Annotated in this window: 23 protein-coding genes and 3 tRNA genes; 12 read left to right on the top strand and 14 right to left on the bottom strand. The window is 50.5% G+C overall.

Translation table 11 applies throughout. The features are described from left to right. Positions 1-196: 196 nt before the first annotated feature. Positions 197-1,111: a GntR family transcriptional regulator gene (locus C3D30_RS14525; protein ID WP_000091592.1), complete on the bottom strand. Its 915-nt coding sequence runs from the start codon at positions 1,109-1,111 to the stop codon at positions 197-199. A gap of 138 nt (positions 1,112-1,249) precedes the next feature. Here C3D30_RS14525 and C3D30_RS14520 point away from each other — a divergent pair, with 138 nt between their 5' ends. After that, the gene (locus C3D30_RS14520; RefSeq protein WP_001124255.1) at positions 1,250-2,272 is read left to right on the top strand and encodes a zinc-binding alcohol dehydrogenase family protein; all 1,023 of its coding nucleotides are present in this window, start codon (positions 1,250-1,252) and stop codon (positions 2,270-2,272) included. A 119-nt stretch (positions 2,273-2,391) separates the two neighbouring features. Here C3D30_RS14520 and opgB read toward each other — a convergent pair whose 3' ends face one another. The 6 genes from opgB to C3D30_RS14490 form a co-directional block, all read right to left on the bottom strand. Next, the gene (gene opgB / locus C3D30_RS14515; RefSeq protein WP_024191056.1) at positions 2,392-4,683 is read right to left on the bottom strand and encodes a phosphatidylglycerol--membrane-oligosaccharide glycerophosphotransferase; all 2,292 of its coding nucleotides are present in this window, start codon (positions 4,681-4,683) and stop codon (positions 2,392-2,394) included. A 254-nt stretch (positions 4,684-4,937) separates the two neighbouring features. Then, a complete protein-coding gene (gene yjjA / locus C3D30_RS14510) occupies positions 4,938-5,429 on the bottom strand; it encodes a DUF2501 domain-containing protein YjjA (protein ID WP_016231567.1) in 492 nt (163 codons plus the stop codon). Between the two features lie 48 nt (positions 5,430-5,477). After that, on the bottom strand, positions 5,478-6,215 hold the full coding sequence (gene dnaC, locus C3D30_RS14505) for a replicative helicase loader DnaC (RefSeq protein ID WP_000799917.1): 738 nt from the start codon (positions 6,213-6,215) through the stop codon (positions 5,478-5,480). Between the two features lie 2 nt (positions 6,216-6,217). Next, the gene (gene dnaT / locus C3D30_RS14500) at positions 6,218-6,757 is read right to left on the bottom strand and encodes a primosomal protein DnaT (protein WP_010351507.1); all 540 of its coding nucleotides are present in this window, start codon (positions 6,755-6,757) and stop codon (positions 6,218-6,220) included. Between the two features lie 106 nt (positions 6,758-6,863). Beyond that, positions 6,864-7,337 carry a threonine/serine exporter gene (locus C3D30_RS14495; RefSeq protein WP_000525340.1) on the bottom strand — a complete coding sequence of 158 codons (474 nt, stop codon included), beginning with the start codon at positions 7,335-7,337 and terminating at the stop codon, positions 6,864-6,866. Continuing rightward, positions 7,328-8,098 (bottom strand): threonine/serine exporter family protein, encoded by a 771-nt coding sequence (locus C3D30_RS14490; RefSeq protein WP_010351504.1) that lies wholly within the window; start codon positions 8,096-8,098, stop codon positions 7,328-7,330. Before C3D30_RS14490 ends, C3D30_RS14495 begins: the two co-directional genes overlap by 10 nt. A gap of 617 nt (positions 8,099-8,715) precedes the next feature. Here C3D30_RS14490 and C3D30_RS14485 point away from each other — a divergent pair. Further along, positions 8,716-9,441 (top strand): helix-turn-helix domain-containing protein, encoded by a 726-nt coding sequence (locus C3D30_RS14485; RefSeq protein WP_105285424.1) that lies wholly within the window; start codon positions 8,716-8,718, stop codon positions 9,439-9,441. Continuing rightward, positions 9,399-10,076: a DNA-binding transcriptional activator BglJ gene (gene bglJ / locus C3D30_RS14480; protein WP_016159441.1), complete on the top strand. Its 678-nt coding sequence runs from the start codon at positions 9,399-9,401 to the stop codon at positions 10,074-10,076. The genes C3D30_RS14485 and bglJ overlap by 43 nt, the downstream gene beginning before the upstream one ends. A gap of 37 nt (positions 10,077-10,113) precedes the next feature. On the opposite strand, the gene fhuF is transcribed toward bglJ, so the two are convergent. Further along, positions 10,114-10,902: a siderophore-iron reductase FhuF gene (gene fhuF / locus C3D30_RS14475; RefSeq protein WP_000222382.1), complete on the bottom strand. Its 789-nt coding sequence runs from the start codon at positions 10,900-10,902 to the stop codon at positions 10,114-10,116. Positions 10,903-11,042: 140 nt separating this feature from the next. Between fhuF and C3D30_RS14470 the strand changes: the two genes are divergently transcribed. Beyond that, positions 11,043-11,279, top strand: coding sequence for a DUF1435 domain-containing protein (locus tag C3D30_RS14470; RefSeq protein ID WP_016231568.1), 237 nt, complete (start codon positions 11,043-11,045; stop codon positions 11,277-11,279). A gap of 38 nt (positions 11,280-11,317) precedes the next feature. Here C3D30_RS14470 and C3D30_RS14465 read toward each other — a convergent pair. From C3D30_RS14465 to rsmC, 4 genes are all read right to left on the bottom strand, one after another. Next, positions 11,318-11,404 (bottom strand) — tRNA-Leu (locus tag C3D30_RS14465). A gap of 33 nt (positions 11,405-11,437) precedes the next feature. After that, a tRNA-Leu gene (locus C3D30_RS14460) sits at positions 11,438-11,524 on the bottom strand. Positions 11,525-11,552: 28 nt separating this feature from the next. After that, a tRNA-Leu gene (locus tag C3D30_RS14455) sits at positions 11,553-11,639 on the bottom strand. A 300-nt stretch (positions 11,640-11,939) separates the two neighbouring features. Continuing rightward, the gene (rsmC, locus tag C3D30_RS14450) at positions 11,940-12,971 is read right to left on the bottom strand and encodes a 16S rRNA (guanine(1207)-N(2))-methyltransferase RsmC (protein WP_001272354.1); all 1,032 of its coding nucleotides are present in this window, start codon (positions 12,969-12,971) and stop codon (positions 11,940-11,942) included. A gap of 102 nt (positions 12,972-13,073) precedes the next feature. Here rsmC and holD point away from each other — a divergent pair, with 102 nt between their 5' ends. From holD to C3D30_RS14410, 8 genes are all read left to right on the top strand, one after another. Further along, positions 13,074-13,487, top strand: coding sequence for a DNA polymerase III subunit psi (gene holD / locus C3D30_RS14445; protein ID WP_000204035.1), 414 nt, complete (start codon positions 13,074-13,076; stop codon positions 13,485-13,487). Then, positions 13,456-13,902, top strand: a complete 447-nt coding sequence (gene rimI / locus C3D30_RS14440) for a ribosomal protein S18-alanine N-acetyltransferase (RefSeq protein ID WP_001092450.1) — start codon at positions 13,456-13,458, stop codon at positions 13,900-13,902. Before holD ends, rimI begins: the two co-directional genes overlap by 32 nt. A 14-nt stretch (positions 13,903-13,916) precedes the next feature. Beyond that, entirely contained in the window at positions 13,917-14,594 is a 678-nt protein-coding gene (yjjG, locus tag C3D30_RS14435; protein WP_021550151.1) for a pyrimidine 5'-nucleotidase, read from the top strand. A 90-nt stretch (positions 14,595-14,684) separates the two neighbouring features. After that, positions 14,685-16,274: a peptide chain release factor 3 gene (gene prfC / locus C3D30_RS14430; RefSeq protein WP_000175939.1), complete on the top strand. Its 1,590-nt coding sequence runs from the start codon at positions 14,685-14,687 to the stop codon at positions 16,272-16,274. A gap of 402 nt (positions 16,275-16,676) precedes the next feature. Then, a complete protein-coding gene (gene osmY, locus C3D30_RS14425; RefSeq protein ID WP_016159438.1) occupies positions 16,677-17,282 on the top strand; it encodes a molecular chaperone OsmY in 606 nt (201 codons plus the stop codon). Between the two features lie 126 nt (positions 17,283-17,408). Beyond that, positions 17,409-17,570: a DUF1328 domain-containing protein gene (locus C3D30_RS14420; protein ID WP_000490275.1), complete on the top strand. Its 162-nt coding sequence runs from the start codon at positions 17,409-17,411 to the stop codon at positions 17,568-17,570. 121 nt (positions 17,571-17,691) lie between these two features. Next, positions 17,692-18,765 carry a patatin-like phospholipase family protein gene (locus C3D30_RS14415; protein ID WP_016159437.1) on the top strand — a complete coding sequence of 358 codons (1,074 nt, stop codon included), beginning with the start codon at positions 17,692-17,694 and terminating at the stop codon, positions 18,763-18,765. Continuing rightward, positions 18,762-19,550: a metal-dependent hydrolase gene (locus C3D30_RS14410; RefSeq protein ID WP_105287031.1), complete on the top strand. Its 789-nt coding sequence runs from the start codon at positions 18,762-18,764 to the stop codon at positions 19,548-19,550. The genes C3D30_RS14415 and C3D30_RS14410 overlap by 4 nt, the downstream gene beginning before the upstream one ends. Positions 19,551-19,664: 114 nt before the next feature. Here C3D30_RS14410 and C3D30_RS14405 read toward each other — a convergent pair whose 3' ends face one another. Further along, the gene (locus C3D30_RS14405) at positions 19,665-20,528 is read right to left on the bottom strand and encodes a YjjW family glycine radical enzyme activase (RefSeq protein ID WP_105287030.1); all 864 of its coding nucleotides are present in this window, start codon (positions 20,526-20,528) and stop codon (positions 19,665-19,667) included. Further along, the gene (locus tag C3D30_RS14400; protein WP_105287029.1) at positions 20,500-22,050 is read right to left on the bottom strand and encodes a YjjI family glycine radical enzyme; all 1,551 of its coding nucleotides are present in this window, start codon (positions 22,048-22,050) and stop codon (positions 20,500-20,502) included. Before C3D30_RS14400 ends, C3D30_RS14405 begins: the two co-directional genes overlap by 29 nt. Between the last annotated feature and the right edge of the window lie 193 nt (positions 22,051-22,243).

Here is a 22,243-nt window from a genome sequence, read left to right as displayed (position 1 = left end):
ATATTAATTATTTGCGTAATTATGTATTGCGCAGGGTTAATATTAATGGCAGATGAAATCTTTAGGATTTCACTACCGCTCGCAAGAAAACATTTATAGTCGACTGGTTGCGAGCATAGGTAAGTCGGAAATTTCGGGTGTTTATATTTTGATAAAACCGTGCACAAACTAATAGTTTGCTGTTTTTAATCTGTATTTAATAAACGTACCGCTTGTTCTTCTTGATGGAACGAATCATCGCTTGTTTAGCTGAATTCAAATGGTTACGTAGTGCAAGCGTTGCATCCACATAGCTGCGGCAAACCAAAGCACTGAGAATAGTCATATGCTCATCTATGGCTATGATATTGCGCTGCCGGCGATCGTTTTCGTCCCATTGATAGTGGAAATGAAAGATGACGGAGATAATATCAATTGATTGATTGAAAAAGATATTGTCAGTGGCTGAAAGCAATAAGGAATGGAACTCTCTGTCCAGTTGCGAGAACGTGTGAAAATTACTGCCGATGTTGTTACGCAGCATTCGGTGGCGTTCGAGCATGGTTTTCACCTGAAACCAGCGCGGATCATTATCAGGCAGGGTGAGAAAACGCTGGATTGAGCGCGTTTCCAACATTTCGCGCAGTTCAAAAAGCTGCTCGGCGTAGGATTGATCGAAATGCTTTATCCTCCACTGACCGCGTTTTTCGCTTTGGGTGAGGTTATAGCACCATAATTTTAAAAGATATTTTCTTGCCGTAATCGAGCTGACACCTGCCGCTCGCGCCAGTTGCAGCTCAGAAAAAGTTTCACCAGGCAATAACTGACGCTGATTGATCATCGTGAAAAAAAACTGCTCAAATACTTTGTCTTGCTCGCTTATCGAAGCTGCGGGACAGGCAAAACCATCGTTGTGATCAGGTTTACGCGTGATGACGTGGTCATTCCCGACCTGCGTCAGGACACCGCATTCGCGTAAGTGGCTGAGAACATGACGCACCGTGGTGCGACTGACGTTGTACATTTCCGCTAGTGAGCTTTGCGATGGGAGTGGGGAAGGGATATGACCACATACCATCTCATCAATAAACTGGTTAACCACATTATGGCGTAAATTTTGTGAGCGACTCATATTTTTCTCCTTGTCGCGCTATTAAAACCCGATTTAAAACATTTTTATGCGTGTATTTTCACAAAATAGATTTTCTATTTCACTGGCATTTTTCATTTTCATTGATATCTAAGACAACAAAAAATGGAGAGCAGAATTATGCCTAAGATAAATACATTAATTTGCCAGAAACCGAAAGAATTAGTCTGGAAACAATATGAAATGCCAATTCCCGGTGGCGATGAAGTATTGATAAAGATTAAGTCTGTCGGAATTTGTGGTACTGATATTCATGCCTGGGGTGGAAATCAACCATTTTTTAGTTATCCACGCGTGTTAGGCCATGAAATATGTGGAGAGATTGTTGAATTAGGTAAAGATATTGCTGATCTCAAAAATGGCCAGCAAGTTGCAGTGATCCCTTATATCGCCTGTCAGCAATGCCCGGCGTGTAAAAGTGGTCGCACCAACTGCTGTGAAAGCATTTCGGTCATAGGGGTGCATCAGGATGGCGGTTTTAGTGAGTATTTAAGCGTGCCAGAGGCGAACATTTTGCCCGCAGACGGCATCGACCCACAGGCGGCAGCGTTGATTGAACCCTTCGCCATTAGTGCTCATGCGGTGCGCCGCGCGGCAGTTGCGCCTGGCGAGCAGGTGCTGGTGATTGGGGCGGGGCCAATCGGTCTCGGCGCGGCGGCAATTGCTAAAGTTGATGGCGCACAGGTGGTGGTGGTGGATACCAGCCCGGCGCGGCGTGAGCATGTGATAAGGCATCTGGAGCTGCCCGTTCTTGATCCGTTCGCAGAAGATTTTGATGACCAACTACGCGCGCAATTTGGCGGCTCTCTGGCGCAGAAAGTGATCGACGCGACAGGTAATCAACATGCGATGAATAACACTGTTAATCTGATTCGCCACGGTGGCACGGTAGTCTTTGTCGGCCTGTTTAAAGGCGATTTGCAAATCTCTGATCCAGAATTCCACAAAAAAGAGGCCACAATAATGGGCAGCCGTAACGCTACGCCGGAAGATTTTGCGAAAGTCTGGCGACTGATGGCGGAAGGGAAGATCACTGCCGGCATGATGTTAACCCATCGCTATCCGTTCGCCACGCTGGCAGAAACCTATGAGCGCGATGTGATTAACAATCGTGAGTTGATTAAGGGTGTGGTTACTTTCTGATAATGAGTGACTGGTAAAGTGGCTATGCAGTGTTGGACACTATTTTTATTTATCAATAATGTTTTGTTGGTCGGATAAGACGTTTACGCGTCTTATCCGACCTGTAAATCCGTCAGTGTTTACCCTTCACGCGCCACCACTTTAATTTCCACCATCCCGATACCGAGTTTACGCGGCGAGTGACCGAGAATATTCCCTTCGTTGGTTGCGACGGGTTCCGGCGGCACAATCACCAGGGTGTCGGCATCGGTTGGGTTATCGAAATGCAGCGTAGTGGTGGTCACTTCGTTGCCCAGCACAATGGTTTGTTCTTCATTGCCAACGCGTACCGGAATGGGGCGGCTGGCGTTATTACCGTAGGCTTTGGCGGTAATCACCAGATCAAATTTCTTCGGCAGCGGATGCTTGTACTCGATTTTCACTTCATCGCCAAGCTGTGCATTAGACCAGCGACCCCACGACTCCGGACGGGAAATCCCGCTAAACTGTTTCACCTCTTCCGGCGCACCCGCGACGTTAAAGATGAAACTGTCTGCTTTGTAGCGAATATCGTTATCGACAATCTTCAGTGTATCGACATTGCCTTTGTAGCGTGCCATGTCGATGACCGTGTCCTTAAATGCCGTTTTACCTTTCCATTCTGGCTTATCGACATGCTGCACAGTTTGTTGCCCGCCAAGTTGCCCCTGTGAAACACACCAGTCGGTAGAAAGCGCCAGTTCCGGCGCCCACAACTGCCCCATTTTGTAGCAGCGGTCAACCCAGATGAAATTATCACGTGGGGCGAAATCGGCCAGTTGGAAACGCAGTGGTGCGGAGTATTCACTTTCTGGCAGCGGTTCCACTCGTTTGTCTGAAACCCGCAGCAGCAGCGGCAAACGGAAATGACTACCCGAGAAGGCGATCATGTTTTTATTCTGATTGATGGTAAATTCTTTTATCTCGGTGGGGAATTTCCACAGACGAATGATATCCGGCTTCCACGCCAGTACTTTCTCTTTCATGTTCAGGAACACTTCTGACATTGACTGACCAGAAAGGCTACTGCGTCCGAGGCCGATAAAATTATCACCACCAAGGATATCCAGTACCGTAGCGCCGTTATCCATCGTGTTGCGCTTCACTGCCAGCGTCTCTTGCTGCGGTTTGTCGCCACGGATGACAAAAAACAGGTTATTGCGATCCTGCTTATTGAGGTATTTCCACGCCGTGTTATTCATCGCTAAATGGTCAGAAGAGACGACGATGACGGTATCTTTAAACCACGGTGACGCTTTGATTTTGTTGATAAACGTCGCGATGTTCTCCTGGCTGCAACTTACCGCGCTGAATGACTGGTTCGGTTTTCCGTCAAAATCATATTTTTTGCGATTACAGGTACGAGAGATAAAACCATCCGGGTGATGGGTATCGACCGTCAGGGTAAACAGTGAGAACCGCTGACCAGAGCGGGAAAGCTCTTCAAATTTTTTCCATGCTTCATCCAGCACGGTATCGTCGTAGAATCCCCAGTCGTTGCGATAATGCGGGTCTGCGACCACGCTTTTTAGTTCTTCCGAGCCGTACAAATGGTCGAAGCCGTGTGATTTCAGGAACACATCTTTACCGGCAAAACGCAGATTGGCTCCCTGTACGAAATAGTTCTGATAACCCGAGTTTTTCAGGATATCGCCCAGACAGATGTTCTGCGGGAAGAAGCTGGAAACGGATGCAGAAGCGTTGCCTTCAAATGGAGCAAAAAGCGGAATACCACACTGGGAAGCCACCATGCCCGCAATCGTGTAGTCCGTTCCCGGCAACTGCTGCGTGTGGCTGAAATCCAGACTTTCATTTTTCAGCGCGCCCAGTTCAGGCGTGAGATCCGGGAAAGCATCGTTGTCAAAATAGGTGCGTTCGAGGCTTTCTCCGTAGATATAAACCAGGTTGAGTTTCGGGTCAGGAATGGTTTTCGACGGTTCTTTATAATAAGCCGCAAAGTCCGGATCGCCGTCGCGCGACTGGGATTTCACCAGTTCTGTTATCTGACGAAACGCCGGGCTGGCATCGACAGAACCCAGTGCCAGCAAGAGCGCCAAAAGGCTGTAACCAAAATGGTGCGGATGATGACGTCGGCGGCGCAGGATCCAGCCCAGTGCACCGAAAACGACTGCCAGTGCCAGTGCAATGCCAATACCTGGCAGGATATATTTGCTGACGCCTGCACCGGTCAGGCTGTTGGTTAAGGTATAGAGAACCGCGTCGTTAATACCATCGCCAGTAAAATAGTCGCTGGCAAACAGGGTAATATTTAAAACGACAAATAACCCTAACACCGTTAACGTGGCGGCAAACCACCAGGTGTTACGTCCCGCTTTCCATGCGTAGATCAGCACAGAGGCGAGAAACAAGGCAAATGAGAGTAGTTCTGACAACGGGCGATCCTCACTAAACCAGGCTGTGTAGCCGATGCTTAAGATTTTTTGAGAAACACAATGTAATGGCGCTGCCATATTGCTGCAATTCTAGTGTCAAAAAAATGAGATGTTGTTAGGAATTAGTTTATAAACAGACTTTTTTGATCGAGGTTGTTTCCCGCATAGCAGGGGATGAAAGCGTCAGAAGTGGGAAAAAGAGAAGGGGATTGCCGCGCCAGCCGATTAACAGCTAAAACGCGGCGTTATGCGGATCAAGAGATAAAGTTCAGACCTTGCTTTAATACCAGATCGCAGGCTTTGGTTTTCACTTTCTCCGCCAGCGGAGTCGTACCGATGTTATCCAGATTAAGCTGCTGGCCATCTTTGGTTTTCAGCAAACCCTGAATGCCGTCCAGATAGTTGGTGTCTTCTTTCTGCTCTTCGCTGTTCAGACCCAGCTTCTCCAGTACCTGGTTTTTGATGTTTTCCGCATCGGTCACCGAAGCCAGCTTTTGCTTCGCGCAGTATTGCAGAATGCCTGCGGCATTGTTCATGTTATCTGCGCTTAATGCCTGATTGCCGCTACTAAGCAGGTTAGTTAATGAAGCGAGCGACCAGCCGCCTTCCTGTGTGGTGTTTTGATTGCCTAACTCGCTGGCGGCGCTGGAGAGCGCATCTTTCCAGGAAGCGGCATTCACCCCGGCGGAAATTAATGCGCTGGCGGTAATTGCACAGCACAGAAGGTGTTTAACAGTTTTCATCATCATTACTCAAGGTGGAATTTTGTCGCAGTATAACGCCGGGAATGGGGATTAATACTCTTTACCCGTTACCCGACTACGATAACTGTCCCAGTTGAAGATCACCCACAGACTGTTACCCAGGCGCATACGATCCATCACGCGTTCACCCAGCAACTTCGTCATTTCCTCCACATTGCTGTTTGTCAGCATTCCGGTTGGGCGCTTGGAAGAAGAGCGACGATCGACGATCTGATTGATGATCACTTTTTCGTATTTAGATTCGGTCTGCACGCCGATCTCGTCGATCACCAGTAGATCAACGTTGCTCAGATCGTTGAGCAGTTGTTCTTCACTGGCACCGCTATTTTTGAAGGTATCTTTCATCGCCGACATAATATCGGCAACAGTAATAATCAATACCGATTTGCCGCGCAGCAGTAGTTCGTTGCAGATTGCCGCCGCCAGATGGTTTTTACCGGTGCCCGGCTTGCCAGAAAAGATAAAGCTGGCGATGTTGCCGTCGAACTCTTCGACATACTGACGCGCTTTGCTCAACGCATTCATCTGCCCTTCGCATTCAACACGATAGTTCTCAAAGGAACAGTTCTGATGCAGTGGACGAATGCCGGAGCGGTTAAAGGTGCGCTGCATTTTCATCGCCCGATTCTCGCGCTCCAGAGCGGCGGAGCGGAGCGCCCCTTGTTCTTTCTGCCACGCCAGAAGTTCTTCACCCGTTTTGAAGGCGGGTTTGATATGGGCAGGCATCATTTTTTGCAGGCGTTGCATCAGGTCGCCAACGTTTTTCATCGTTAACCTCTGAATCCTGGTGGAATTTGGCTGTCAGGTTCGCTGACCGTGTTCACATCTCGTTTGGCTAGTCCGCCGTTGCTGGCGCGACCAATTTGCAGACTGCGCGCCAGTTTTTGCTGCCACTGTACATGATGAAAGACTTTACCTTCCGCCTGCCAGTAGGCAATGAATGAGGCCAGTTCTTCGGCGGTAGCGGGCTCTCTTAGTGCCACGCCCCACAACGCGGCCTGGCGAGTGAAGTCGGCATCGGGTCGCCAGTCTGGGTACATGGCAAATTTTCCCATCGGTACGGCAACGGGGGCAGTTTGCGGTTCCTGATAGAGTTGATCGTCCAGAGCGACATCGCTTCCCGGACGTGCCAGCTTTTCTTCCAGCGCCAGCAGTTCAGCAAGACGCGCGGGCGTGACGGCATAAAACGCCGGGGCGTTGTTAGCAAATACGGCAACCATTCCGCCTTCGGCTTTTGCCAGAACGGTCTGGTGATCGTGTACCAGGGCGTCAATACCAACGACGTCCGGGGTCAAAACTCTGGAAGACATACTGTTTCTCAATATGGAACGATGAACGAGAAGGGAGATTACTTTTATAGTAACACACGGATGAAAGGAGGCCGTCTCTCATCCGTGTGCTTTAAGCGAGGCAATTTTATACGCGAGGGCGCTTGCGGTACAACCATAATCCAGGAATGGAAAGACCGATGGATAATGCACCAACAATTGATGATGCCGTAAGAAAGTTGGTTAACAGGGTAATCATCAACGGCTCGCTATAACCTAACTGACTGATTTTTACAGCTGAAATCATTGCTGTATAAGCAGAAATGCCAGGGAACATGGGGATAACAGCCGCCACGGTAAAGACTTTTGGATGCGCCAGATACCAGCGCGACCATTGAATACCAATGGTGCCGACCAGCATAGATGCCATAAAGGTTGACCACTCAATATTCAGCCCGGTAGTCATTAAGATCATTCGTGAACCATGACCAATCGCGCCAAGCAGCGCACACCAGCGTAACGCCCGAACCGGAACATTGAATACCATCGCAAATCCGACCGCAGGAATTGCCGCGAGGATCATATCCTGCACCAACGCTATGAGAAATTCGATCATACCCATCCGCGTAGTCCCCAAATCGTCAGTGCCATCACCACGCCAACGCAGGTAGCCAACGTCAACAGGCTGGCAATTGCCCAGCGTGCCAGCCCGGTATTGATGTGGCCTTTAAACATATCGGCGACGGCATTAATCAACGGAAAGCCCGGCACCAGCAACAGAACGCTGGCCGCCATCGCTATGGTAGGCGTATGACTGAATGTCGGAAGTTGTAAAAGGAGGCCGGAAATCGTGGTGGCGGCAAATGCGGTGAGACAAAAGTTTATCTGCGGGTGAAGATGGCGTTGTGCCAGCAGTTGGCGGATGTACATGGCGATCATGCTGGCAAAGAACGTAATCAGCGCGCCGTCCCAGCCACCGTTATTCAGTTTGCAGAAACAGGCGCAAGAAAGTCCAACCATCAGGGCTACCAGCCAACGCGGATAGCGCAGAGGATGTATTTGACTAAAACGCTTCTCCACACCTTTGCAATCCAGCAATTTATGTTCCGCCAGAATCACAATGTGCTGTACTTCAGTAACCACATGCATATTAATGCCGCGATCCTGATTTTTACGTGTCGAGGTTAAACATTGACCATCTTTAATGGTGGTCAGCACAATTGCGTTGGAAGAGATGGAGCTTTCAACGCAGTCCATACCCAGCGCACGCCCAAGTCGTGAAGAAAGCTCATCCACCAGCGCACTTTCCGCCCCGTGCTGCAAAAGAAATAATCCGCACTGGATACATAGCCGTGTTACGGCTCGCTGTTGCTCAGTTTGCATAACTCGCCCTTTGTCATAGACGTGCAGCGTATTGTTCAAATAATGAGACCCCATTTGTATCATGAAGCGCGGTTGTTTTGGGGTTGGTTAAGATCAAAATTGCGCTGATTAATTCTGGTTATGGTCACAGGAAGCGGTCTGCGTCGGAGGTCAAATAAATATCCTCATGAATATTATCACTGAAATGAATTTATAGTTTTGTTTTTACTTGTTTAGCTAATAGCAGGGGAAATCAATTTTTCGAATCTGGATAAGAAATATCTTTCAGTTTTTATTGCTTTTTTTGTTGTTCTTTCGGACTAAAGGCCTTGTATTTCGCCTTTGGTCATTATTTTGAATGATATCGTAAACTGATTGGATTTGCGGTTTTTGATTAAGTATTTCTAACAACATAATTTAGATATTTTAAATGTGTCAGAGGTATTTTACCAGGTTATTATTTGATGCTAGCCTCCTGAAACATACAAAGGATTTTTGGTGTGTCAGGGGTAAACTGATATGAAAGTGAATGCTAAGGATAATTTATTCGCTAGATCTATTAATTTGTTGGAGTCATTTGAAGGATGAATATCCTGATTAAACCATCATGATTTATAGAGAGTGGATATGGAGGATATATGTTGCCAGGATGCTGCAAAAATGGAATTGTTATCAGTAAAATACCCGTTATGCAGGCAGGATTAAAAGAGGTCATGAGGACCCATCTACCTGAATATGAAATAACGAGTAGCGCCTCTGCGGAGGAGTTGACCTTATTACAATTACGTCGTGCTGGGTTAGTGATTGCCGATTTATCCGGCGAAATGGAAGACCCGCGTTCCGTTTGTGAACATTACTATTCATTGATCTCACAATACCGGGAAATACATTGGGTTTTCATGGTTTCGCGTGCCTGGTACTCCCCGGCAGTAGAACTGCTTATGTGCCCAACAGCGACGTTACTGTCCGATGTCGAACCCATTGAGAATCTGGTTAAGACCGTTCGTTCCGGCAATGCGTATGCGGATCGTATCAGCGCCATGCTGACCTCTCCGGCAATGACTGAAACTCAGGATTTTAGCTATCGCACCGTCATTCTGACCCTTTCAGAGCGCAAGGTACTGCGGCTGTTAGGCAAAGGATGGGGCATCAACCAGATAGCTTCATTGCTCAAGAAAAGTAATAAAACTATCAGCGCACAAAAAAACAGTGCGATGCGTCGGCTGGCAATTCACAGCAATGCTGAGATGTATGCATGGATAAATAGCGCGCAGGGTGCAAGAGAACTTAACTTGCCTTCTGTTTATGGAGATGCCGCAGAATGGAACACAACCGAATTAAGAAGAGAAATGTCGCACTTATAGAAAAATGCGTCATGAGCAGTATCGGTATTGAGAGTTTATTCAGAAAGTTTGCGGGTAACCCTTATAAGCTCCACACCTATACCAGCCAGGAGTCGTTTCAGGATGCCATGTCGCGGTTCTCGTTTGCGGCGGTTATTTTTTCTTTTTCTGCCATGAGAAGTGAGCGCAGAGAAGGATTATCTTGCCTGACTGAGCTGGCGATTAAATTTCCGCGTACCCGACGTTTGGTTATTGCAGATGATGATATTGAAGCACGGTTGATCGGTTCATTATCTCCATCACCACTGGACGGAGTATTAAGTAAAGCATCGACGCTGGAAGTTTTTCATCAGGAGTTATTTTTGTCATTAAATGGTGTGCGTCAGGCAACCGATCGGCTGAACAATCAGTGGTACATTAACCAAAGTCGGACGTTAAGCCCAACGGAGAGAGAAATATTGCGTTTTATGTCGCGTGGCTACTCAATGACACAAATTGCCGAGCAGCTTAAACGCAATATCAAAACGATCCGCGCGCATAAATTTAATGTGATGTCGAAATTGGGCGTCAGTTCTGATGCAGGGTTGTTGGAGGCCGCAGATATTCTGTTATGTATGCGGCATTGCGAAGCAAGTAATGTGTTGCATCCCTATTAATCCGCATGATGCCGGGTTTACTTCCCCGGCAGTGCTTTCATTTCAGCGTACAATCGCCACATTGCTGCACATCCGGTAGGCGATAACGCTGGCAGCAGGTTCGGCGCACCAGCAGGCCGTCGCGCAGTACCACGGTACGCCAGAGTGGATTGTCTTCGCCGCTGGTGAGTGTTTTCTCAAAAAAGAGGGCATGGCGGAGCGATTCAACCGTCGCCTCGCCAAGCAACTGCTTCATTTCTGTCAGATACCAGTTGATCAAATAGCCGGTATTACTCCAGATGAGTTTGCCGTTAATCTCTCCAGTCGCTTCTAATGCCTGCACTACCGGGACAAGTGCCTGGCTGATTAACGTTTCCATTCGCTGTTGTGGAGAATGCGTTGTTGCGTTTTTATCTTCACACACATCGACCCAGAAACAGGCGGCGCGTCCGGTTTCGTGAAACTCAACGTGGAAATGCTCCGGGGAAAGGTCTAACGCTTTTTCCTGCGTCAGCAGCGCCAGCATTAATGGTGGCACCATCAGGCCGATATACCATTGTGCCCACAACGAGATCAGCGGCTTGTTCTCGCGGATCATCATCGGTTGGTTGCGGTAGATATGATCGGAATAGACCGCCAGTAGAGAACTTAGCGCATTCGGTGATGACCATTGCGCCAGCGTCATGGCGTTAAGCGGGGCGGGTTCATCCAGACGGATAAACTCCAGCAAATGTTCACGATGTTTGGCGATCGTCGCACGTACGGCTTGTGCAAGCCCAGCATCCTGCGGCTGGAGATGCGTTCGCCAGATGACATCTTCAGGAAGCGGTGCGGAACGATAGGTCATAATCGTGATGGTAATCTAAATGATAATGATTGCTAATCCTAGCGATAGGTTTACCCGATAGCAAGGGATTTCTCTGGCTTGCAAATGATAAAAATTATCATATGATATTGGTTATCATTATCAATGAAAGAGATGAAACCATGTTGCAACGTACGCTGGGCAGTGGCTGGGGAGTGTTGCTGCCGGGATTGCTGATTGCAGGGCTGATGTATGCGGATTTATCGCCGGATCAGTGGCGGATTGTCATTCTGATGGGATTAGTACTGACGCCGGTGATGCTGTATCACAAACAGTTACGGCATTATGTATTGCTACCATCGTGCCTGGCGCTTATTTCTGGCGTCATGCTGATGATAATAAACTGGAATCAGGGATGATAAAGCAGGGAAGAAACAAGAGAGGAAGTAAAGATAATTGGTGCGAGGGGGGGGACTTGAACCCCCACGTCCGTAAGGACACTAACACCTGAAGCTAGCGCGTCTACCAATTCCGCCACCTTCGCACAGTCATCTTACTTTTTTTGATATCGCCTCGTTGGTGCGAGGGGGGGGACTTGAACCCCCACGTCCGTAAGAACACTAACACCTGAAGCTAGCGCGTCTACCAATTCCGCCACCTTCGCCCAGTGCGAGCAATATCAACGTGGTTTTTGGTGCGAGGGGGGGGACTTGAACCCCCACGTCCGTAAGGACACTAACACCTGAAGCTAGCGCGTCTACCAATTCCGCCACCTTCGCATACCATCAATTCTTAAAAAGAATTGCTACCACGGAGGCGCATTCTAGTGGTTTTCAGCTTTTCGTCAATAGTTAATTATCGCCTGATGCGTAATTGCTGGAAAAATGGTCATCAGGAGGCTAACGTGCAGGTTTTGTATGTCGGATAAGGCGTTCACGCCGCATCCGATATGGCATGTGGCAATGGATGCCAGATGCGACGCTGGTGCGTCTTATCTGGCCTACAAAGGGCTAACGAGCAGGTTTGGTAGGTTGGATAAGGCGCTCACGCCGCATCCAACAAGGCTTGCGGCGAGAGACTTAACCTTTCTTCGCCTGGCGGGTCATAATGGCGCGATACACCTTGAAGCGTCCGGTTTGCGCGATCACTTCGTGGAAGCCAAATGTCTCATCCAGCACGTCCGGATAAGGCAGGAAGGCGTTCGCTACAATTCGCAACTCGCCGCCGCTGTTAAGATGACGCACCGCGCCGCGAATCAGCGTTTGCGCCGCATCCAGGCTGGTTTGCATCCCATCGTGGAACGGTGGGTTGGAGATGATCATATCAAAACGACCTTTCACCTCGGAAAAGACGTTGCTGGCAAAGACTTCACCTTCAACACCGTTAGCAGCAAGCGTCGCGCGGCTGGCTTCTACCGCCGGTGCAGAGACATCGCACAAGGTGAGACGAATCTTCGGCGAATGGCGCGCAAAGGCAACTGAAAGCACACCCGCACCGCAGCCGACATCCAGCACTTTGCCTTTTGTGTGCGGGGTTAACGTCGAGAGCAGCAACTGGCTGCCGACATCCAGACCGTCGCGGCTAAACACGCCAGGCAGCGTTTTGACCGTCAGGCCATCGACGCTGTATTCGCCCCAGAATTTATCCGCATCAAACACCGGCTGTTTTTCCAGACGACCAAAATAGAGGCCACAGCGACGGGCGCTGTCTACCTTATTCAACGGCGCATAATCTGCCAGCATCTGCTCGGCGCTGCGCACGCCGCTGCGGTTCTCGCCAACGACGAAAATATCTGTCCCCACCGGCAGCAGAGAAAGTAAATTCATCAACTGGAACTGGGCTTCCGGTTTGTTCTTCGGCCAGTAGTAAATCAGCGTATCGCAATCTGCGACGTCATCTGCCGTGGCGACCAGACTAAAACGGGCATTATCTCCCATCTGGCGGCTTAATACCTGCCAGTGGTGGAATTGCTGGGTATGAGCACGACTGGTCGCGGTATCTAAACGCGCGGGCAGGTCATCCTGTAAGTCACCGGCAAACAGAATACGGCTTTGTTCGAAATCATCACTGTGGCGCAGCAAGACTTCACTTGCCGGGGTAAATGCAGACATGGAATGCTCCTCAATTGATACTGGCGGCGATTATAGCCATATGTTGGCGCGGTATCGACGAATTTGCTATATTTGCGCCCCTGACAACAGGAGCGATTCGCTATGACATCCCGACGAGACTGGCAGTTACAGCAGCTGGGCATTACCCAGTGGTCGCTGCGTCGCCCTGGCGCGTTGCAGGGAGAGGTCGCCATTGCGATCCCCGCACACGTTCGTCTGGTGATGGTGGCAAACGATCTTCCCGCCCTGACCGATCCTCTGGTGAGCGACGTTCTGCGCGCATTAACCGTCAGCCCTGATCAAGTGCTGCAACTGACGCCAGAAAAGATCGCGATGTTGCCGCAAGGCAGTCGCTGCAATAGCTGGCGGTTGGGCACTGATGAACCGCTATCACTGGAAGGCGCTCAGGTGGCATCACCGGCGCTCACCGAATTACGGGCAAACCCAACGGCACGCGCCGCGTTATGGCAACAAATTTGCACATATGAACACGATTTCTTCCCTCGAAACGACTGATTTACCTGCGGCTTTCCACATTGAACAACGCGCCCATGCCTTTCCGTGGAGTGAGAAAACCTTTGCCAGCAATCAGGGCGAACGCTATCTCAACTTTCAGTTAACGCAAAACGGTAAAATGGCGGCGTTTGCGATTACGCAAGTGGTGCTGGATGAAGCTACATTGTTCAATATTGCGGTCGATCCCGACTATCAGCGTCAGGGACTGGGAAGGGCGCTGCTTGAACATCTGATCGACGAACTGGAAAAACGCGGCGTGGCGACGCTATGGCTGGAAGTCCGTGCTTCAAATGCTGCCGCCATTGCCCTGTACGAAAGTTTAGGCTTTAACGAGGCGACGATTCGCCGCAATTACTACCCCACCACGGACGGTCGCGAAGACGCCATCATCATGGCGTTGCCAATCAGTATGTAAGACAAGGTGGAATAATGAAGTGGGACTGGATTTTCTTTGATGCCGATGAAACGCTGTTTACTTTTGACTCGTTCACCGGCCTGCAGCGGATGTTTCTTGATTACAGCGTCACCTTTACCGCTGAAGATTTTCAGGACTATCAGGCCGTTAACAAGCCACTGTGGGTGGATTATCAAAACGGCGCGATCACTTCATTACAGCTCCAGCACGGGCGTTTTGAGAGCTGGGCCGAACGGCTGAACGTCGAGCCGGGTAAACTCAACGAGGCCTTCATTAATGCGATGGCGGAAATCTGTACGCCGCTGCCGGGGGCGGTTTCCCTGCTTAACGCCATTCGTGGCAACGCCAAAATCGGCATCATCACCAACGGCTTTAGCGCCTTGCAACAGGTGCGTCTGGAACGCACGGGGCTGCGTGATTACTTCGATTTGCTGGTGATTTCCGAAGAAGTTGGCGTTGCCAAACCGAATAAGAAAATTTTTGATTATGCGCTGGAACAGGCGGGCAATCCTGACCGTTCACGCGTGCTGATGGTTGGCGACACCGCTGAGTCCGATATTCTCGGTGGCATCAATGCCGGGCTTGCGACCTGCTGGCTGAATGCACACCATCGCGAGCAACCAGAAGGCATCGCGCCCACCTGGATCGTTTCTTCGTTGCACGAACTGGAGCAGCTCCTGTGTAAACACTGATTGCCTCCCCCCCGTTGATGGGTAAAATAGCCGCAATTTTTCGTTTTCAACAAGCGCGGCGCGATGCCGCTTACTCAAGAAGAAAGAATTATGACGTTGTCTCCTTATTTGCAAGAGGTGGCGAAGCGCCGCACTTTTGCCATTATTTCTCACCCGGACGCCGGTAAAACTACCATCACCGAGAAGGTGCTGCTGTTCGGACAGGCTATTCAGACCGCCGGTACAGTAAAAGGCCGTGGTTCCAACCAGCACGCTAAGTCGGACTGGATGGAGATGGAAAAGCAGCGTGGGATCTCCATTACTACGTCTGTGATGCAGTTTCCGTATCACGACTGCCTGGTTAACCTGCTCGACACCCCGGGGCACGAAGACTTCTCGGAAGATACCTACCGTACCCTGACGGCGGTGGACTGCTGCCTGATGGTTATCGACGCCGCAAAAGGTGTTGAAGATCGTACCCGCAAGCTGATGGAAGTTACCCGTCTGCGTGACACGCCGATTCTCACCTTTATGAACAAACTTGACCGTGATATCCGCGACCCGATGGAACTGCTCGATGAAGTTGAGAACGAGCTGAAAATCGGCTGCGCACCGATTACCTGGCCGATTGGCTGCGGCAAGCTGTTTAAAGGCGTTTACCACCTATATAAAGATGAAACCTATCTCTATCAGAGCGGTAAAGGCCACACCATTCAGGAAGTACGCATTGTTAAAGGGCTGAACAACCCGGATCTCGACGCTGCGGTCGGTGAAGATCTGGCACAGCAGCTGCGTGACGAACTGGAACTGGTGAAAGGCGCGTCTAACGAGTTCGACAAAGAGCTGTTCCTTGCAGGTGAAATCACCCCGGTATTCTTCGGTACTGCGTTGGGTAACTTCGGCGTCGATCATATGCTGGATGGTCTGGTGGAGTGGGCGCCTGCGCCGATGCCGCGTCAGACCGATACCCGTACCGTAGAGGCGAGCGAAGATAAATTTACCGGCTTCGTATTTAAAATTCAGGCCAACATGGACCCGAAACACCGCGACCGCGTGGCGTTTATGCGTGTGGTATCCGGTAAATATGAAAAAGGTATGAAGCTGCGCCAGGTGCGTACCGCGAAAGATGTGGTGATCTCCGACGCGCTGACCTTTATGGCGGGTGACCGTTCGCACGTTGAAGAAGCTTATCCGGGCGATATCCTCGGTCTGCACAACCACGGCACTATTCAGATCGGCGACACCTTTACCCAGGGTGAGATGATGAAGTTCACCGGTATTCCGAACTTCGCGCCGGAACTGTTCCGTCGTATCCGCCTGAAAGATCCGCTGAAGCAAAAACAGCTGCTCAAAGGGCTGGTACAGCTTTCCGAAGAGGGCGCGGTGCAGGTGTTCCGTCCCATCTCCAACAACGATTTGATCGTCGGTGCGGTTGGTATACTGCAGTTTGATGTGGTGGTGTCGCGCCTGAAGAGCGAATACAACGTCGAAGCGGTGTATGAGTCAGTCAACGTCACCACCGCCCGCTGGGTAGAATGCGCGGACGCGAAGAAATTCGAAGAGTTCAAGCGTAAGAACGAAAGCCAACTGGCGCTCGATGGCGGCGATAACCTTGCTTACATCGCCACCAGCATGGTTAACCTGCGCTTAGCGCAAGAGCGTTATCCGGACGTTCAATTCCACCAGACCCGCGAGCATTAATTCTTGCCTCCAGGGCGCGGCAGCCGCTGCGCCCTGTCAATTTCCCTTCCTTATTAGCCGCTTGCGGAATGTTCTTAAAACATTCGCTTTCGCTTATGTTTGCTCGCTTTTTAGCCGATACGGCGAGCGGTTTCAAAATTGTGATCTATATTTAACAAAGCAATGACATTTGTGTCGGCGTTAAATACCGTTATGTACGTAGGTAACAGTATTTAAAACCGTTAACTGTCATTCGATTGATATTAATAACTGATTCAGAAGCTGTAACGGTCGTTATTCATCACCCATCGCTTTTGTGATGGCGACCATTGACTTCTGTCGAGGGTGAAGTCTCTCCCTATTCAGCAATGCAACCTCGTGTTGCCTGGCTCAAATTACGAGCAAACATACAGGAATAAATCGATGACTATGACAAGACTGAAGATTTCGAAAACTCTGCTGGCTGTGATGTTGACCTCTGCCGTCGCGACCGGTTCTGCCTATGCGGAAAACAACGCGCAGACCACCAATGAAAGCGCAGGGCAAAAAGTCGATAGCTCTATGAATAAAGTCGGTAATTTCATGGATGACAGCGCCATCACTGCGAAAGTGAAGGCAGCTCTGGTGGATCATGAAAATATCAAGAGCACTGATATCTCTGTCAAAACCGATCAAAAAGTCGTGACGTTAAGCGGATTTGTTGAAAGCCAGGCACAGGCCGAAGAGGCAGTGAAAGTGGCGAAAGGCGTTGAAGGCGTGACCTCCGTCAGCGACAAACTGCACGTTCGCGACGCTAAAGAAGGCTCTGTGAAGGGCTACGCGGGTGACACCGCCACCACCAGTGAAATCAAAGCCAAACTGCTGGCGGACGATATCGTCCCTTCCCGTCATGTGAAAGTTGAAACCACCGACGGCGTGGTTCAGCTCTCCGGTACCGTCGATTCCCAGGCACAGAGCGACCGTGCTGAAAGTATCGCCAAAGCGGTAGATGGTGTGAAAAGCGTTAAAAATGATCTGAAAACTAAGTAATTCGTCGTAATTCGTCCTCCCGAACTTTGTCGGGAGGCGCGATGTGCACCACACTAAAAATATCGCATTGAGTGATTTTCACGCTCATATCAAGCGGTGACATTAACTATGGTAAAGGAGACGCTTATGTTTCGTTGGGGCATCATATTTCTGGTTATCGCGTTAATCGCCGCCGCACTTGGGTTTGGTGGTCTGGCCGGTACCGCTGCAGGCGCAGCTAAAATTGTCTTTGTCGTCGGGATTATTCTGTTCCTGGTGAGTTTGTTCATGGGCCGAAAACGACCCTAGATTTCAGACCATTAAGAAAATTTTATCCAAAGCCAGTCCAGCGGACTGGCTTTTGCGGTTTTAGCGAATAATAAATTGCGTTACTTTGTCATTCTTTCACAACAAAAACAGGAAGGCAGAGGTGGGGCAGCGAATACCTGTAACGCTTGGTAATATTGCGCCGTTGTCGCTAAGGCCGTTCCAGCCTGGACGAATTGCGCTGGTGTGCGAAGGCGGTGGGCAGCGTGGAATTTTCACGGCTGGTGTGCTGGATGAGTTTATGCGCGCGCAGTTTAATCCTTTCGATCTCTATTTTGGCACGTCCGCCGGGGCGCAAAATCTTTCGGCCTATATCTGCAACCAGCCTGGTTACGCGCGTAAAGTCATCATGCGCTACACCACAAAACGTGAATTTTTCGATCCAGTACGTTTTGTCCGTGGAGGAAATCTTATCGATCTCGACTGGCTGGTGGAGGCGACTGCAAGCCAGATGCCGTTGCAGATGGATACCGCTGCGCGGTTGTTTGATAGCGGCAAATCGTTTTATATGTGCGCCTGCCGCCAGGACGATTACACGCCGAACTACTTTGTGCCGACCAAACAAAACTGGCTGGATTTGATTCGCGCCTCCAGTGCTATTCCCGGTTTTTATCGCACCGGAGTTTCACTTGATGGGATTAACTATTTTGATGGTGGCGTCAGCGATGCGATCCCGGTTAAAGAAGCGGCAAGACAGGGGGCGAAAACGCTGGTGGTGATCCGCACTGTGCCGTCGCAAATGTACTATACGCCTCAGTGGTTTAAACGTATGGAACGTTGGTTGGGTGACAGTAGCCTACAACCGCTGGTCAATCTGGTGCAGCATCATGAAACCAGTTATCGCGCCATCCAACAATTTATTGAGAAACCGCCCGGCAAGTTACGCATTTTCGAAATTTATCCGCCGAAGCCGCTGCATAGCATCGCGCTTGGCAGTCGGCTTCCGGCGCTACGCGATGACTATAAACTTGGGCGTTTATGCGGTCGCTATTTCCTGGCCACAGTCGGTAAAATGCTAACCGAAAAAGCACCGTTCACTCGCCATCTGGTGCCTGTGGCGACGCCGGAACCAATCGTCATTCCGCCTGCGCCAGTCGCCAACGATACGCTGGTTACCGAGGTGATAGACGCCCCGCAGGCGAATGACCCGACATTTAACAATGAGGATCTGGCTTGATTTGCCGTTTTATCGACACCCACTGCCATTTTGATTTTCCGCCGTTTAGCGGTGATGAAGAGGCCAGCCTGCAACGCGCGGCACAAGCGGGCGTAGGCAAGATCATTGTTCCGGCAACCGAGGCGGCAAATTTTGCCCGCGTGCAGGCGTTAGCGGAAAATTATCAGCCGCTGTATGCCGCATTGGGCTTGCATCCTGGTATGTTGGAAAAACATAGCGATGCGTCGCTGGAGCAGTTACAGCAGGCACTGGAAAGGCGTCCGCCGAAGGTGGTGGCGGTAGGGGAGGTAGGCCTGGATCTTTTTGGCGACAATCCACAATTTGATCGTCAGCAGTGGTTGCTCGACGAACAACTGAAGCTGGCGAAACGCTACGATCTGCCGGTGATCCTTCATTCACGGCGCACGCATGACAAACTGGCGATGCATCTTAAACGCCACGATTTGCCGCGTGCTGGCGTGGTTCACGGATTTTCTGGCAGCCTGCAACAGGCCGAACGGTTTGTGCAACTGGGCTACAAAATCGGCGTAGGCGGCACTATCACTTATCCGCGAGCCAGTAAAACCCGCGATGTCATCGCAAAATTACCGCTGGCGTCGTTGTTGCTGGAAACTGATGCGCCGGATATGCCGCTAAATGGTTTTCAGGGGCAGCCTAACCGCCCGGAGCAGGCCGCCCGTGTGTTTGCCGTGCTTTGTGAGTTACGCCCGGAACCAGCGGATGAAATTGCCGACGTGTTGCTTAATAACACGTATGCGGTGTTTAACGTGCCCGATGGCTGGTAAGGCCGTCCGTAAGTGAACACTGGTGCTGCTTGTTCCCCTCACCCTAACCCTCTCCCCAGAGGGGCGAGGGGACTGATTGTGCTTGATGTTGAGTTTTGCGACATCTCTGGCTTATCACAAATACAGCGCCGGAAATATCAATCGACTTACCCCGCGCTCCTTTAACGCGCCAGCCAACTGCTCAACATCTTCCGGCGTGGCGCTCGGCCAGCTTTGCGCCTCGCCATACACGCCGTGGGCATGAAACGCGTTCAGGCGTACCGGAACATCGCCAAGTCCCTTGATAAACGCCGCCAGCTCATCGATGTGTTGCAAATAATCCATCTGATTGGGGATTACCAATAAACGCAGTTCCGCCAGCTTGCCGCGCTCTGCAAGCAAACTGATGCTGCGCTTAATCTGTTGATTATCTCGTCCGGTTAACTGTTGATGACACGCGCTACCCCACGCTTTGAGATCGAGCATTGCGCCGTCGCATACCGGAAGCAATTTTTCCCAGCCGGTTTCGCTCAACATGCCGTTGCTGTCCACAAGACAGGTGAGATGGCGCAATTGTGGATCATTTTTGATAGCAGTAAACAGCGCCACCACAAACGGCAGCTGCGTCGTGGCTTCACCGCCGCTCACCGTTATCCCTTCAATAAACAACACCGCTTTGCGGATATGACTAAGCACCTCGTCCACGCCCATGGTTTGTGCCATCGGCGTGGCATTCTGCGGACACATCTTCAGGCAGGTGTCGCACTGCTCGCAGACTGCAACGTTCCACATTACTTTGCCGTCGGCAATCTGCAACGCCTGATGTGGACACTGCGGCACACATTCCCTGCAATCATTGCAGCGTCCCATCGTCCACGGATTGTGACAATTTTTGCAGCGCAGATTGCAGCCCTGCAAAAACAGAGCCAGACGACTGCCTGGCCCGTCAACGCAGGAGAAGGGGATAATCTTACTGACTAAAGCGCATCTGCTGTTCATGGCTTATCACGCGCGGCTGGCGTTCCAGAATACGAGTGTTACGTGCAGCTTCTTCGCCCAGCCAGGTGGTATTGGTACGTGAACCTTCGGCACGATATTTTTCTAAATCCGACAAACGCACCATATAACCGGTAACGCGAACCAGATCGTTACCGCTGACATTGGCGGTAAATTCACGCATTCCGGCTTTAAAGGCACCGAGGCAAAGCTGTACCAGCGCCTGCGGATTACGTTTGATGGTTTCGTCGAGCGTCAGAATGTCGCTGATCCCGGAGTAATAATATGCATGATGCGGGGCGACGGTTTGCAGATGGGTGATTGGATCTGGCTCATCGCCATACGGCAGGCGCGCCCCCGGCGTGGTGCCGATATCGGAACTGATCCCCGACTGTGCGTGTAACATGGCGCGTTTTTGCCAGCCATATTTCACTGGCGTGCTGGCGACAAACTCCGCCAGTTGCGCGCTGATGCGATAACCCACTTCATTTGCGGCAGCTTCTTTACCGTAGCGCGCGGCAATCCCTTCTTTCTCGCACAGCAAGTTAACCGCTTCCGCCAGCCCGTACATGCCAAACATCGGCACAAAACGTTCAGGATCAATCAACCCTTCTTTGACCAGGAAGCTATTCTCAAAGAAGTGTGATTGTTGATAGAGAAATTCACATCGCGCATCGATGATGGCGATCTGCTGCTGGCAGTAGTGCGGTAGAGTGCGCGTAAAGAAGTCATCCAGCGATTCGCTGCGCTCGGCAATGGCTTTCAGGTTAAGGCGTACCAGCGTGCTGCCACCACCCGCAAGCGGCAGTGAGTTGTAACAGCTCACAATCCCGTAGCCCCCTTTTGTGAAAATTTTATCATGCACCGGACCGTTGGCGATGTGCGGTTTGCTACATTCACAGATGTTCTTCGCCACTTCCAGCAGCAGGTCATCAGGGGTGATTTCAGGATCGTAGATAAAGGTCAGGTTCGGTGAAACCTGCTTCAACTCTGCGTCTGCACGTAAGATCGCGCGGGTAATGGGCGAATCAGACGGGCCGATATTGGCGTGCATAAAGGCGTCTGGCAGGGTTCTGTCGAGGTAACGCCAGAAACGTTTTATTCGAACATCGATCTCGTCTTGTGTTAGAATTCTAACATACGGTTGCAACAACGCATCCAGTTGCCCCAGGTAGACCGGCATCGATGTGACCGAAGGAACGTGGTGGTAAAGAATGGTCAGCAGAGAGAGTGCATCATCAAGATCTTTCGCGCCTTCCAGCTCCAGCCATTCGGAACCGTTCGCCAGAAAACGGGCGTAATCGGGTAAGACATAGCGCGGTTTGTACGGCGCATGACCTTCAAACATATCGCAGATTACACCCTCATCCAGCGCGCGGCGGGCCTCGGCAGGCAGCTGCGGATAAGGCAGATTGTTTTCTGCTTCCAGTGCCAGAAAATGGCGCTTCTGTTCCGGGCTAAGCACTGGGCTGGTGACAATTTGCTGGCAACGTTGTTGCAGTGCATTTTCATGAGAAGTGGGCATCTTCTTTTCCTTTTATGCCGAAGGTGATGCGCCATTGTAAGAAGTTTCGTGATGTTCACTTTGATCCTGATGCGTTTGCCACCACTGGCGCATTCATTTGAAAGTGAATTATTTGAACCAGATCGCATTACCGTAATGCAAATTTGTAAGTAGATTTTCTTAATTGTGATGTATATCGAAGTGTGTTGCGGAG

This window comes from Escherichia sp. MOD1-EC5433, from assembly GCF_002966005.1.
Taxonomy (GTDB): domain Bacteria; phylum Pseudomonadota; class Gammaproteobacteria; order Enterobacterales; family Enterobacteriaceae; genus Escherichia; species Escherichia ruysiae.
This window is presented reverse-complemented; position numbering and strand designations above follow the sequence as displayed.

Excerpts from the sequence above, each read along its gene's own strand:
- dnaC (WP_000799917.1), bottom strand. The coding sequence starts at position 6,215 with ATGAAAAACGTTGGCGACCTGATGCAACGCCTGCAAAAAATGATGCCT.
- yjjA (WP_016231567.1), bottom strand. The coding sequence starts at position 5,429 with ATGATGAAAACTGTTAAACACCTTCTGTGCTGTGCAATTACCGCCAGC.
- C3D30_RS14405 (WP_105287030.1), bottom strand. The coding sequence starts at position 20,528 with ATGAACAGCAGATGCGCTTTAGTCAGTAAGATTATCCCCTTCTCCTGC.
- C3D30_RS14420 (WP_000490275.1), top strand. The coding sequence starts at position 17,409 with ATGTTTCGTTGGGGCATCATATTTCTGGTTATCGCGTTAATCGCCGCC.
- holD (WP_000204035.1), top strand. The coding sequence starts at position 13,074 with ATGACATCCCGACGAGACTGGCAGTTACAGCAGCTGGGCATTACCCAG.
- C3D30_RS14525 (WP_000091592.1), bottom strand. The coding sequence starts at position 1,111 with ATGAGTCGCTCACAAAATTTACGCCATAATGTGGTTAACCAGTTTATT.
- C3D30_RS14490 (WP_010351504.1), bottom strand. The coding sequence starts at position 8,098 with ATGCAAACTGAGCAACAGCGAGCCGTAACACGGCTATGTATCCAGTGC.
- fhuF (WP_000222382.1), bottom strand. The coding sequence starts at position 10,902 with ATGACCTATCGTTCCGCACCGCTTCCTGAAGATGTCATCTGGCGAACG.
- rimI (WP_001092450.1), top strand. The coding sequence starts at position 13,456 with ATGAACACGATTTCTTCCCTCGAAACGACTGATTTACCTGCGGCTTTC.
- C3D30_RS14470 (WP_016231568.1), top strand. The coding sequence starts at position 11,043 with ATGTTGCAACGTACGCTGGGCAGTGGCTGGGGAGTGTTGCTGCCGGGA.
- osmY (WP_016159438.1), top strand. The coding sequence starts at position 16,677 with ATGACTATGACAAGACTGAAGATTTCGAAAACTCTGCTGGCTGTGATG.
- bglJ (WP_016159441.1), top strand. The coding sequence starts at position 9,399 with ATGGAACACAACCGAATTAAGAAGAGAAATGTCGCACTTATAGAAAAA.
- C3D30_RS14495 (WP_000525340.1), bottom strand. The coding sequence starts at position 7,337 with ATGGGTATGATCGAATTTCTCATAGCGTTGGTGCAGGATATGATCCTC.
- prfC (WP_000175939.1), top strand. The coding sequence starts at position 14,685 with ATGACGTTGTCTCCTTATTTGCAAGAGGTGGCGAAGCGCCGCACTTTT.
- dnaT (WP_010351507.1), bottom strand. The coding sequence starts at position 6,757 with ATGTCTTCCAGAGTTTTGACCCCGGACGTCGTTGGTATTGACGCCCTG.
- C3D30_RS14520 (WP_001124255.1), top strand. The coding sequence starts at position 1,250 with ATGCCTAAGATAAATACATTAATTTGCCAGAAACCGAAAGAATTAGTC.
- yjjG (WP_021550151.1), top strand. The coding sequence starts at position 13,917 with ATGAAGTGGGACTGGATTTTCTTTGATGCCGATGAAACGCTGTTTACT.
- C3D30_RS14485 (WP_105285424.1), top strand. The coding sequence starts at position 8,716 with ATGTTGCCAGGATGCTGCAAAAATGGAATTGTTATCAGTAAAATACCC.
- C3D30_RS14400 (WP_105287029.1), bottom strand. The coding sequence starts at position 22,050 with ATGCCCACTTCTCATGAAAATGCACTGCAACAACGTTGCCAGCAAATT.
- rsmC (WP_001272354.1), bottom strand. The coding sequence starts at position 12,971 with ATGTCTGCATTTACCCCGGCAAGTGAAGTCTTGCTGCGCCACAGTGAT.